Raw genomic sequence first — 11,091 nt, 5'->3', positions numbered from 1 at the left:
TCGATTTCGGCAACAAAGCCATGCGAATGGTGTGTGGTCTTCTTAAGTATTTCCCAGTTAAGAATCTACAGATGGCTGACGTAAATACGTTAATCAAGGTTGGTAATCGCTTTGCAAAGCAAAGTGTCTCGATTTCTATCAATACTTTGATGGCTAAAGGGACATTAGTAGTATGACGTTAACAAGAAGAGAAGAAATACTGTTTTGTGTAATTCTTTTAATGAGTCTAAAGATTAGTTTTTGTGCAGTTGGTATTTGTTAGTTGGATGATAATGATTTTGTGTTTGAATGTGAAAATATTCCAAACACTTTAGAGCCGATGGGATTTGAAGAGTTCTGTCGATTAATTGATGAAGAGGCGTAAGCCTCTTTTTTAATGTCTGTAGCATTTGAAACACCCTGCTTGAAATGTTGTGTATTACCCCTTTAATAACGCAAACGTTTTCACGTACGGTGTTTAATATCGATAGAAAACTGTTATCGAAAAACATAATAAAATTATTGATAAAATACTCAAAAAAACGTTTCCGAGAAAGTGCCGATGGATATAATAGCCACATCAAGAGGAAAACGGTATACGGTAAAGGTATATGAAAAAGAGTTTGATTATGTTGGCGATGGTTTCTTTGAATGTAACTGCACATTCACATCAACCTCAAAAAATTGCTGAATATGTGGTACAACCAGTTAACAAATATCAGATTGAGTTGATTAACATGTATCCTGAAAATATGTGTTATCAAGTGTACATTGATGGTCATTTGGACGGCGTTAGAAAATATTGTTTAAACGCTGGAGAGGCAGCAGATGTAGATGTATGGGTTAATGCTAAACCTGATGAAAATACTTACAAAACTGTGTGCACCATGCCAATGCTAAAAGGCAACCTGAGAGTTCAACAATGTACAAACTTTATACTTCATTGGCCTGCCTCCTTATTACAGTAAGCGCTAATGCAGCATATATTCCATCGGTACAGCAATCAACTGGATACGATGAAATAAGGACGAGTACTGGGATTACGTGCCGTCAAAGTATGAGTAACCAGACGTATATCAATATGGGTGTTACGGGTTCTCAAACTAATTTTCAGGATGAAGGGTTAAACAATTGGAATAATCGAAATAACGACGAAGCAATGGCTTTTGTTCAAGTAACGATACCAATTGGTGCACCAGAAAGAATGGATTGCTCTCGAATCTACAATTTAGAAGTAGAACGTCAGCAATTAGAAATCAAACAATTAAAAGCTCAATTAGAGCTAATGCAAAAACAAAATGCGCTGGCAAACATGAATCTGCCACCATTAAAATAACGGAGTTTAAAAATGTCTAAATCAATTATCGCAATCGCTATCGTATCTGTTGTTTCTTTCAACGCTGCTGCAACAATCTTCCAACCTTCGGGTCCAGCAGTAATGACAAGTTCTCATGAAGCTGCTGATTGGTGTTCTGTTATCGTTGAATCTGCTGAAGCAGGTTTCGCATTCCCAGCTACAAACGGTGTAGCAGATAAGTATGGTTCAATCATCCTTAACTCTTCATTCAACGCTGATTTTGTAGCGGATGTTACTGAAAACTGGACTTCAATGGCACCATGGGGTGGTGAAATGCCAGAATCATGGTCTCAAGCAATGGTGCACAACAACGATGGTTCTGAGTATGTGAACATTTCGCAAAATGGTACTAACACTGGTGAACTGATTAAAGTGAAGCCAAACAAAGACCAAACCTACAACACATTCAGTTTCTACACGTTTGCTGCAAACACGTGGACAACTGGTACTGCTGAAGTAGAAACGACAATCACGTTTACTTGCTCACCATCTTCTGCTGAATAATTACGTTGTTAGCCACAGGGAAGTGGCACTTTTTGAGAATTAAAATGAAAGTTAAATTGCTTGTAGCAGCACTAACAGTATCTTCACCAGCGTTTGCGAATGATGGACAACAATTACATGAAGACGGGTTATACGAGCACGTCTTTACACCTGAAGAAATTGACGAAGTTGTCAAAAGAGAGTATGCAAATGTACAAAATGCTATGGAACCACGTGAAGAACGATTTATCGATTACCTCGCAGCTAACTATACTTTTAACGTCGGTGCTGGCATATCTTGGAATAGTTTCGGTGATGTTCAATCAGCTCCTACCGTGGCTCTCGAACTCATAGCGTACAACAAGTATATGCTAGGTTTCCAACGTTCATGGCACGAGTACACTAATCGTACAGTGGTAGAGAATTGGTGGGACGATGGCAATGGAAACGGTGGTTTCTACGATACGCATGGTACAACTGATACTGTAATCAACTACACAAGCGTTTATGGTGGCTACTTCGTTAAAGAGTGGTTGGTATTAAAGGCAGGTTATACGAAAGAAACATCAACTCAGAATAATGATGTTAATTTTGAAGATGGAAGCGATTACTTCGATTTTAGCACAGAGCTTGAAGCAGATTTCGCAATGATTGGTGTCGGTGCTTACTACAAGAACTTCAACATTAACTTCCACTACAACAAGACGTTAAGTGCCTCAGTAGATTTGCCGTTATCAGATTTCGATACATACAGTGTATTGCTAGGGTACAAGTTCTAAGGACAAAATTATGATGGTAAATGGTTTGAAAGTTCTTTCAGTTGACCACAAGGCATATGCTGAAGAAGAAAAGTATGTGACGTTATGTTTCAATACACCGGAAGGTAAGAAGTATTTCGATATCTTTGGTGCGGATTTAAAATACTACGCTGGGTACTTCAAGCGTATGGCATTATTCAAGGAAGTACCTGCTGTTATTCGTTTAGAGTTAATTGAAGCACGATTAACCATTTATCGTCCAGCTTTAGAAGATATTCTTAGCATTACAAATGTAATTAAGATGCTGTAATAATCATTCCTCTGTTATATAAATATTCATATAATAACAGAGGATTTAAACATGAATATTACGCAAAAGTGCATAGAATACATTTCACAATTTGGTTCACTTAGATTTCATTTAAACGAAGCTGCATTAGCAATGGGTACGTTAACACAGCAAGAGCTAATAAACGCATGTAGAGTATTAAGAGGTTATGAATTAAAGACAATCTCTCAAGATTACATGAATAATCATATTAACAGTTTAATTGAAACTACACAGAAACGCGAAAAATCATTTGTATAAGGGAGCGCAAGCTCCCTTTTTTAATCAATCATTTTCATAACGTGCATAACATCTTCATTAGGGATAGTGTCAGTATCAAGTAGCCAGTTACGTACTGAATGATACATAGACGAGAAACGAGAGCACCTGTCTTGCTCACCCTGTGCATGGTAATGCCAACATAATTGGTTATACACAACCAGACAACAATAAGCGCCGAATGCTTCCTGTGTGATATTAGCAGGGTGCACATAGTTAGGCACATGACCAACCTCAATATCTCCAACTTCAGGGTAAACGATAAAAGTGTCTTCATTATCTACGAGCACTTGCCAACTACCACCAGAATATTTCCCTTCAGACAACTTACATGCAGCATTGTAAATAGAGTTCTCAACAGTCATTCCAGTTAGCGCGGATATTTCATAAAATCGTGTAAACATACAATCTCCTTATTTTGATTAAATTGTATATTATTCAATGATTTACGTAATAATGAAGTTAACAAAAGGAGCACTAAGGCTCCCTTTATTATCTAAGTGATGGTGTTTCACGTTGTGCCATTTTGACAGCATGTGTTACAGATTCACGATGTTGCACTAGAAGTGCCTTGAACTTGTTCTCATCGATATTAGCGTCACCTTGTACATTCAATGGTGCATTAACTGTAATCGGTTGATTACCACCACTTGAGTTTGCCTTTAAGTATGACGTTAAATCTTTGTTGGCTTCTTCTTGCACGATTCGCTCACCCTTCTTAAGCACATACGAACCAGTTTGGTCTACTTCGTCCGTACCAGAGTGGAACTGACCAAGTGTTACAGCAGCCGCTTGTCCCATCATTGCACCGTATTGAACTACTAATGCGCCTTTAGCAATATTCTTACTCATTGCTGTTGGTAATGAAGGGTCTTTATCAATTGCTGACCAGCCTGTGTACATATTCAAGCCCATTTGAGCAATAGCAGCAGATTTTTCTAATGCAAACAATGCCTTCTGTTCTTTACTACCTTCCTCAGCAAGATTAGACATACCCGAAAGTACGTTATTCATCATGCCAAGTTGTTGACCTATCAGAGCGTGTTTAGCTTGAGTATAATTAGCTTCGCTTTGTAACATTCGTGCATCGAATTGCTCTTTGCTAATAGCTTTGTTTTCATACTCTTGTGTCAAGAACTCTTGTTCAGCTTCAGCAGTTTCCATTTGACGAATGAAATCATTCATAATGAATTGATTATCAAGTTCTGCTAAACCCATATTCTTATTCATACGTGCACTAAACATGTAATCATCGAATTGCTCTTGGCTAATCTTCTTAGCATTAAGCATTTGGGTGTATCGTTCTTGGTCTAAATCATATTGAGCATTAATACGTTCATTTGCTGTAATAGAAGAACTTACTTCGTGCTGTAGATTATTCAAAATCCCTTGTAAGCGAAGGTCTTCATTGCGTTTATCTTCTGCTTCTTTACTAGCTTTTTCTTGTGCAGCTTGTTCATCAGCTTTCTTCTTTAGTTCTGCATTTTTAGTATGAATACCAGCAATACGTTCACCATGAAGTTTATAAAGATTCTGCTCTTTAATAAGTGCTTTTTCTTTTTGGTCTAATTCAACATTTAATTGGTCGATTAGAACTTTAGAAGTTTCATTAGCAATCTGTTCTTTTAATTCAGCAATTTCAATTTCACTTTGTGCAATAGTATCCTTTGCCATTGCTTGAAGTTTAATAACGTCTTCAAGTTCTTTACCAAGTGATTTATTGTCAGTGCCAGTAACTTTACTTGTCTTATCAAATAAGTCTTTAGTAACAGCAGTGCCAGAGCTTGCTTTTTCTACAGATAAACGAGACTCTTCGATTTTATCAAGAACTTCTAATTGTTCTTTTAAGATTTTAACGTGTTTCTCGGCATGTACGTTTTGGCGAGTGCTACTACGTATTGCAAACTCTTGTTCTTTTATAGCAGCTTGAATAGCAATTCTTTCATTAGAGATGGAGCCTAAACTACTAGTGTCACCTAATGTGTTATTGCCCGTTTTATTATACTCACGCATAATAGCTAGCTTACGGTCTTCAACAGCTTCTTCACCAAACAAACCAGCAGCCATATTTGCAGCTTTACCAAGTGCTTTATATAGCCAATCCATTTTCTCAGTACCCATAACACCGAAGTTATGCCACATAGCGTCAAACGCTGCGTCCATTACAGCTACTTCATTCTTAGCTTCAGTAGAGATAACAGGTTGTTTAGAGATTTGGTCCATTCTCTCTTGAAGTTTCTTGAATCCTTCAGAGCCATTGTCTAGAAGAGGTTTCATATCAGAAAGGTCACTAGCAATACTTTCCAAAACGAATGTCATCTGTGCTCCAGACGCACCAGCCGCTTCCATCTCACTAGCAATCTTTTGAATTACTTCAATGGAGTTAAGGTTCTCAAGGTCTTTTAGTTTAACCTTGCCTTCACCCACTACATCAAAGAAGTCTTTTAATGGACCACCACCAGTAGTTGCATAATCACCAATACGGTCAAATACATCCTTACTGATATCACTCAACTTCTCGATATCAATACCAACAGTGTTAGTGACACGAGCAAACGATAGAAAATCATCAGTAGCCATACGTGCACGATTAGCAGCCTTTTCTAGCACCTTTTCATTTTCAATTGCTTGTACGTTAAATTGATGGATAGAAGAGGTTACTGACGCGATCGCGATACCCATAGCACCCAATGCTGCAATGTAGCCGCCACCTTTTACTTTACTCAATGAATTAAGCATTGTATCGATAGCACCGTTAACAGAAGTGAAGTTCTTGTTTACGTCTTTAGCGAAATCGTCAATACGTCTTTCCATCATAATGATATTTCTATCTGTTTGTGTCTTAGCGTCTTTTAAACGCTGTATGTAATTCGCTGTGTTTGCAGTCAAATTAATACTTACATGTGACATAAAATGCCTCTCAAAATAAAAAAGGCCACCTTGTTAGGCAGCCTTGTGTTTATGGTAAATATCGGATAATCGAGAAATTAGATATTCGTCTGGTTTGTCTTTCTTATTTTCAATATCAATTTCTTCTAATACCTTATTCATTAAATCAGCCATCTGCTCGTCAGACTTAATCATTGAAACTAAGCCAAGTACTTTCTTAATTGTCGGATGCTCTAGATAATCAGGATATTCTTGTAAGTAAGGAAGTATCTGCTCAGCAGTCTTAATATGCTGTTTCTTTGAAACGTTTTGGTTTCTTATTAATTGCAATAACAATCCATCCTTAACGTTCTGGGAATCATTAGTAAATGGCGATACAATGTTTAGTGCTTTGTATTCCTGAATAATATGTGCAGGCCAAAGCTCTAATTCAAATACTGGTATCTTTAATGCAAGGGATAATTGAAGTAAGAAACGACGTTCTTTATTTACAAGCAGACGGCGAGCTACTTTACCGCTGAGTTGTTATCAACTGAGGTAAGGTTTGAAGCTTCGTATGCAATTTCTTGGATTTGTGCAAACGTAAAGGTTTCAGCAATTACTTCTTTGTCTTCTGAATCAAAGATTAATTTGCCGTCTTCATTACACACTGAATAAATTAAAGTGTATAACGCACGGTCAATCGCATTTGTACATTGTGCTACTTCAATAACACCTTTATATGACAGTTCTTTTAGCCATAGTTCTTTCGATAATGATTTGATAACAACCAATTTTGGTTTATTACCCAATGCTAATAGTTCTAATTTATTCACTGTGAAATGCCTTAGAAGGGGAGTTGCCTCCCCATCAATATTATTTAGAAGGAGCTGCTACTTCAGTTAGTGCGCCTAGAGCACCATCAACAGCAATCGTCCATGTGCAAGTTCTTTGTGCGTCATATTCTCCACTCTCAGAGTAAGAAGTTACGATACCGTGGAACGTGCGGCTTGAAGCTTCAGATTTAGAAGCGTTGTTGTAGTAAGTTACTGTAAACTCATTGCGTGCATCAGCAGCTTTAGCAGTAGTTAGTGCTTTGTAGCTTTCAGAAGCAGGGTTGAATGAACAAGTGATTTCTACTGCACCAACAGTGCTTGAACCAGATAGTTTACGAGCAAACTTTTGGTTGTACTGTTTTACTTCGACGATTGAAGTTTCTTCGTTTAGACCACCGAAACTTTCGATATCAGTGATTTCTGTAGCGCCCATAGCAAGTTTCATGTAATTCGAAACTGAAATGTCTTGTAATCCGGCCATTTTAATTACCTATATTTTATTGAAATTGTGTAAGTACGTTCGAATATCTTTTGTTCGAGGTGGAAGTCATCGGTAAAATTGATTATTCGAGCGTTTAGAATGTTTAATGAACCTAGTAGGTGCATTTCCTTGATGTATTTATGAAGCTGTCCGTCGTCGAAAATATCTTTTACTTCAGTGCTAGATAACGTCAGTTTGATACTACGTGTCTTGATTTCATTGCCATCTTGATAATGTGTAGCTACACCCATTCCTGCATTTTCAAAACAGAATGCTGGCGATGGTGCATCTTCAGGGATATAGAATGAATAAACTGGAGTGTCTGGATATTTCGATTTTAGGAAAGCGATAAAATTACTTTCCAGCATTTTTCTTTGCTAACCTCTTTGCTTGTCTACTAATAGATTTGATTAACTCAGATTTGAATGTTTCTGCTATTTGACCTTCGTGTTCAGCGAAAGTAGAGGAAATAAAGTTTCTTGGTGCGGTTGTGCCGATATCACGTTTAACACTATCAGTAGCGTGTCCGAAGTAATGGAATACTTTTCCATTCTTAGTAGTAGCTACTCTTCGTGTACGTCCATGCTCTAATATAGAGGCGAGTTTATAAACGTGATTATCAAATGTGACAGTAGAAAATAACTCAGAGCGTTGGTTATCTTTTACGTAGCCTTTTCGATTTGTCTTTATTTCTTTTGCACTGTTAACAGATATCTTTAGTTTGACGCCTTTACGTAAATCACCAGGCTTGTAGCCTTTCTTACCAGTGTACGACTCGTAATGTTTGTACGACTCTTCTTCTGCACCACCAGCAGGTAGTTTAGATTGAAGGGTGTCCTTAACTGGGTTCATTGATTTTCTTGCAGCATTACGTAAGGCGTTTGCTCTAAACTTCGGGTCTGTTAAACCATCTAGCAGTTTCTCAACGTCATCCAAGCCTGATATGTGTTTCAGCTTGCGTTGAATAGCCATTATTTCGACCTTAATTGTGCTCTAAATGTTATGTACTTATTCAATCTCCAAGAGTTATTTGGAGGTGTAGTAATGTCATATTCGAATCCGTCTAACATTACGTACATTGAGCTATTTGGAGTTGTAAAATAACGATTGAAACGAATAGTTATTTCTAAAGTGCTGATAACAGATTTGGTTGTGTTACCAGCAATTTCATTAGAAACTTCTTTAATGGCAGCAGGGCATGATAATAGAAGTTCTTTTACTTCATCCTCAATGCCATATTCGTTAATTGTCTTTTTACTGTCCCAAATCTCGATTTGATTTCGTAAAAGACCAATGCGCATTAGATACCTGCCGGAATACGATAAAGATTGAAACAATACTGGTGATTGAATGGTACTTGTGATACTGAAACGCCATGAGAAATATCTTCCCGTGATTCATACCAAGTAGCTATCAACTTCATAATGCCAACTTTAATTGCGTTATTTGTTTCTGATGCTTCAGATCCAGCTACATACGTAATGATAAAATCTTTGTATTTAGCATTACCGTGTTTCAGATGCACCTCATTGGACACTGCGTTAAATCTATAATCAGAAATAGGTAGCTCTATTAAATCGTCATTATCGTTTAATGCCGTGATACGGGTGATTTCCTGAATATCACCAAATGGCAAGTATGTTCTTTCGCGATACTTATCAAATGTTGCTTGAACTGTTTGTTTACCCAATGCACGATTCATATATTGCTCAGCAAAATCGATAGCAGCAGAGCGATATACTGCTAGCAATTCTTCTTCATGCGGGTCATAAATGCGAAGATGATCATTTATTTCAGACATTGGTAATAACTCTTCTCCAATATCTGGCTTATTGATTACTTTAAAATGCATAGCATTTCTCCAGATACAAAAAAGGGACGAGGAATGTCCCCGTCCCTTTTCGGAAAGTTATTACTTACCAGCTTTAGCAGCAGGTTTAACAATCATTGCAACTACAGATTCGTTGTCATTTACCATCGTACCAATGCGAGTAGCGATGTAGAACTCAACTGCGCCATCGATTTTGTATGGGTTACGGATGAACTCAAGAGCTGTAGGGATATCGATAACTTTGAATGCATCACCGATGTTACCGAATACAACTGGCTTGTCTTCACCAATCATTGGGTCAACGATGATGTCGAAACCAAAGATACGACCAGCAACTGCTTTGTCTAGAGATGGTTGCATGAATGGGCGACCGATACCGTCTTTCATACCAGCAACACGTTGGAACATTTTACGAGACATTACGTAAACTGAACCAGCTACATAACCAGTTTTCAGTTCGTATTGTAGACCTTGAAGTGCATCGATAAGAGCAACATCTTCAGCTAGTTCAGCAGCAGTTTTAACAACAACTGGGAACATATCTACTTTACGATCTGCAACGTCTTTAACGCCTTCAACTTCGTCGAAGTATGTCATGAAACCAGCAGGTTGGTTTTCACCACCGATACCGTTTACTAGACCTTCAGCTACTAGACGAGCTAGTTGCTTACGAGTGTCATTCAATAGGAATGATTCAGCATTGAAGAATGGGTCTTTAAGTGCTTCAGCAGTGATAACAGGTTTAGCAATTGCTTTACCATGAGTCATCTTGATTGTTGCGAAGCGTGGAGAACCAGTATGTGCACCATTTTGTAGGTCAACGTTTTCGCCTTCCCAACGAGCACCACCAGTACCAACTTGAACACGACGCTCGTACTTAGTAGAACTTGCTGTGTCACGACCGAATAGACGAGTAATTGCATACTCTTCAACTAGGCGAGTTAGGATTTGACGGTTAACTTCAGTTAGAACGCCTGCACCAGCAGATGCGTCATCAGCTACGTTGAATGCAGCAGATTTGATTTCGCCTTCTTTAGCAACTTCAGTGCCTTGAACGCCTTCACCTGATTTCAGGATGTTGTAGAACTTTTGTACTAGTTCTTCTTTAGTTTCTTTAACTTCTACTTCAGCTTCATTTGCAGCAGATAGACCAGCGAATGCATCACGGATATCAGCCATTTCAGATTTAATTGCTTCTACAGCTTCAGCTTGAGATTTAAAACCGTCTACAACAGTTTCGATTTGGGTTGCTAGTTCCATAAAATAATTACCTTGAATAGCGCCTTTACTCCAAAGCGAATAAAGGACTTAATTAAAAAGAATAAGGAATGTTTGAATAACGAAAGTATTTATAATCTTTCTAGAAAGAAATATTTGAAAGTTTGATAGCTAGCACTAGTTCTTCTAGTTTAAGTAGTGTTTCAGTAGGGATAACTTCTTCAGTTGAAACAACTTCTTGCTCAGGTTCTTCTGAACTTTCTTCTATTTCTATAACAGCTTCAGGAGTATTTATATCTGTCTCTGGGACAATTTCTTCACCCTTTACACTGTCTATGAATGATGCGTCATTACATGCGAAGGTTACGATACTAATTTCTTTAATATCGATTTCTTCTAGATAATTTACACGTTTTTCTGCGTCATATTTTTCTTTATTAACTACGTAGCCAATTGAAAGTGAATCCAATGCACCCATTTTCAATAGCTCGTATGTTTCACGACCGATAGCAGTATTAAGTGCTAGCTGACCTTTTACGCGAAGACCTTTTTCGTCTTCTTTAATATCAAGCCAAATACCACATACTTGTTTATAATCGTGTTGAAGTAGCATTTTCGGCATACGTTTAGAATTAAACTTGTAGCAGCCATCAACGTAACTATTCACCCGCGA

At 37.8% G+C, this 11,091-nt stretch carries 17 protein-coding genes; 6 read left to right on the top strand and 11 right to left on the bottom strand.

Features of this window, described 5'->3' with window-relative positions:
* Nucleotides 1-590: 590 nt before the first annotated feature.
* From HW45_RS04645 to HW45_RS04620, 6 genes are all read left to right on the top strand, one after another.
* Nucleotides 591-947: a hypothetical protein gene (locus HW45_RS04645; protein WP_152559627.1), complete on the top strand. Its 357-nt coding sequence runs from the start codon at nt 591-593 to the stop codon at nt 945-947.
* Between the two features lie 89 nt (nt 948-1,036).
* On the top strand, nt 1,037-1,315 hold the full coding sequence (locus tag HW45_RS04640; RefSeq protein ID WP_051867790.1) for a hypothetical protein: 279 nt from the start codon (nt 1,037-1,039) through the stop codon (nt 1,313-1,315).
* 12 nt (nt 1,316-1,327) lie between these two features.
* Nucleotides 1,328-1,840 (top strand): hypothetical protein, encoded by a 513-nt coding sequence (locus HW45_RS04635; protein ID WP_038225252.1) that lies wholly within the window; start codon nt 1,328-1,330, stop codon nt 1,838-1,840.
* A gap of 44 nt (nt 1,841-1,884) precedes the next feature.
* On the top strand, nt 1,885-2,598 hold the full coding sequence (locus HW45_RS04630) for a hypothetical protein (protein ID WP_038225250.1): 714 nt from the start codon (nt 1,885-1,887) through the stop codon (nt 2,596-2,598).
* 10 nt (nt 2,599-2,608) lie between these two features.
* A complete protein-coding gene (locus HW45_RS04625) occupies nt 2,609-2,887 on the top strand; it encodes a hypothetical protein (RefSeq protein ID WP_038225248.1) in 279 nt (92 codons plus the stop codon).
* A gap of 51 nt (nt 2,888-2,938) precedes the next feature.
* Nucleotides 2,939-3,166, top strand: a complete 228-nt coding sequence (locus HW45_RS04620) for a hypothetical protein (protein WP_038225247.1) — start codon at nt 2,939-2,941, stop codon at nt 3,164-3,166.
* 20 nt (nt 3,167-3,186) lie between these two features.
* On the opposite strand, the gene HW45_RS04615 is transcribed toward HW45_RS04620, so the two are convergent.
* From HW45_RS04615 to HW45_RS28290, 11 genes are all read right to left on the bottom strand, one after another.
* A complete protein-coding gene (locus HW45_RS04615; RefSeq protein ID WP_038225245.1) occupies nt 3,187-3,588 on the bottom strand; it encodes a hypothetical protein in 402 nt (133 codons plus the stop codon).
* Between the two features lie 88 nt (nt 3,589-3,676).
* Nucleotides 3,677-6,094 carry a hypothetical protein gene (locus HW45_RS28300; RefSeq protein ID WP_051867789.1) on the bottom strand — a complete coding sequence of 806 codons (2,418 nt, stop codon included), beginning with the start codon at nt 6,092-6,094 and terminating at the stop codon, nt 3,677-3,679.
* Between the two features lie 33 nt (nt 6,095-6,127).
* Nucleotides 6,128-6,403 carry a hypothetical protein gene (locus tag HW45_RS04605; RefSeq protein WP_038225243.1) on the bottom strand — a complete coding sequence of 92 codons (276 nt, stop codon included), beginning with the start codon at nt 6,401-6,403 and terminating at the stop codon, nt 6,128-6,130.
* 176 nt (nt 6,404-6,579) lie between these two features.
* Nucleotides 6,580-6,888, bottom strand: a complete 309-nt coding sequence (locus HW45_RS04600; protein WP_038225242.1) for a hypothetical protein — start codon at nt 6,886-6,888, stop codon at nt 6,580-6,582.
* A gap of 40 nt (nt 6,889-6,928) precedes the next feature.
* Nucleotides 6,929-7,369: a hypothetical protein gene (locus HW45_RS04595; RefSeq protein ID WP_038225241.1), complete on the bottom strand. Its 441-nt coding sequence runs from the start codon at nt 7,367-7,369 to the stop codon at nt 6,929-6,931.
* 5 nt (nt 7,370-7,374) lie between these two features.
* Nucleotides 7,375-7,737 (bottom strand): hypothetical protein, encoded by a 363-nt coding sequence (locus HW45_RS04590; RefSeq protein WP_038225239.1) that lies wholly within the window; start codon nt 7,735-7,737, stop codon nt 7,375-7,377.
* Nucleotides 7,724-8,341: a hypothetical protein gene (locus HW45_RS04585; protein WP_038225237.1), complete on the bottom strand. Its 618-nt coding sequence runs from the start codon at nt 8,339-8,341 to the stop codon at nt 7,724-7,726. Before HW45_RS04585 ends, HW45_RS04590 begins: the two co-directional genes overlap by 14 nt.
* Nucleotides 8,341-8,670, bottom strand: a complete 330-nt coding sequence (locus HW45_RS04580; RefSeq protein WP_038225235.1) for a phage head completion protein — start codon at nt 8,668-8,670, stop codon at nt 8,341-8,343. The genes HW45_RS04585 and HW45_RS04580 overlap by 1 nt, the downstream gene beginning before the upstream one ends.
* Nucleotides 8,670-9,221, bottom strand: coding sequence for a phage head-tail connector protein (locus tag HW45_RS28295; protein ID WP_051867787.1), 552 nt, complete (start codon nt 9,219-9,221; stop codon nt 8,670-8,672). The genes HW45_RS04580 and HW45_RS28295 overlap by 1 nt, the downstream gene beginning before the upstream one ends.
* Before the next feature lie 60 nt (nt 9,222-9,281).
* Nucleotides 9,282-10,460 (bottom strand): phage major capsid protein, encoded by a 1,179-nt coding sequence (locus HW45_RS04570; protein ID WP_038225233.1) that lies wholly within the window; start codon nt 10,458-10,460, stop codon nt 9,282-9,284.
* Nucleotides 10,461-10,560: 100 nt separating this feature from the next.
* The coding region (locus HW45_RS28290; protein ID WP_152559626.1) for an HK97 family phage prohead protease at nt 10,561-11,091 on the bottom strand (531 nt) is incomplete at its 5' end.

Origin of the sequence: Vibrio sp. ER1A, assembly GCF_000733315.1 — a bacterium.
GTDB classification, from domain to species: Bacteria; Pseudomonadota; Gammaproteobacteria; order Enterobacterales; family Vibrionaceae; genus Vibrio; species Vibrio mediterranei.
This window is presented reverse-complemented; position numbering and strand designations above follow the sequence as displayed.

What these genes read in the sequence shown, in the direction of transcription:
- HW45_RS04645 (WP_152559627.1), top strand. Translation starts at nt 591, where the DNA reads ATGAAAAAGAGTTTGATTATGTTGGCGATGGTTTCTTTGAATGTAACT.
- HW45_RS04640 (WP_051867790.1), top strand. Translation starts at nt 1,037, where the DNA reads ATGAGTAACCAGACGTATATCAATATGGGTGTTACGGGTTCTCAAACT.
- HW45_RS04635 (WP_038225252.1), top strand. Translation starts at nt 1,328, where the DNA reads ATGTCTAAATCAATTATCGCAATCGCTATCGTATCTGTTGTTTCTTTC.
- HW45_RS04630 (WP_038225250.1), top strand. Translation starts at nt 1,885, where the DNA reads ATGAAAGTTAAATTGCTTGTAGCAGCACTAACAGTATCTTCACCAGCG.
- HW45_RS04625 (WP_038225248.1), top strand. Translation starts at nt 2,609, where the DNA reads ATGATGGTAAATGGTTTGAAAGTTCTTTCAGTTGACCACAAGGCATAT.
- HW45_RS04620 (WP_038225247.1), top strand. Translation starts at nt 2,939, where the DNA reads ATGAATATTACGCAAAAGTGCATAGAATACATTTCACAATTTGGTTCA.
- HW45_RS04615 (WP_038225245.1), bottom strand. Translation starts at nt 3,588, where the DNA reads ATGTTTACACGATTTTATGAAATATCCGCGCTAACTGGAATGACTGTT.
- HW45_RS28300 (WP_051867789.1), bottom strand. Translation starts at nt 6,094, where the DNA reads ATGTCACATGTAAGTATTAATTTGACTGCAAACACAGCGAATTACATA.
- HW45_RS04595 (WP_038225241.1), bottom strand. Translation starts at nt 7,369, where the DNA reads ATGGCCGGATTACAAGACATTTCAGTTTCGAATTACATGAAACTTGCT.
- HW45_RS04590 (WP_038225239.1), bottom strand. Translation starts at nt 7,737, where the DNA reads ATGCTGGAAAGTAATTTTATCGCTTTCCTAAAATCGAAATATCCAGAC.
- HW45_RS04585 (WP_038225237.1), bottom strand. Translation starts at nt 8,341, where the DNA reads ATGGCTATTCAACGCAAGCTGAAACACATATCAGGCTTGGATGACGTT.
- HW45_RS04580 (WP_038225235.1), bottom strand. Translation starts at nt 8,670, where the DNA reads ATGCGCATTGGTCTTTTACGAAATCAAATCGAGATTTGGGACAGTAAA.
- HW45_RS28295 (WP_051867787.1), bottom strand. Translation starts at nt 9,221, where the DNA reads ATGCATTTTAAAGTAATCAATAAGCCAGATATTGGAGAAGAGTTATTA.
- HW45_RS04570 (WP_038225233.1), bottom strand. Translation starts at nt 10,460, where the DNA reads ATGGAACTAGCAACCCAAATCGAAACTGTTGTAGACGGTTTTAAATCT.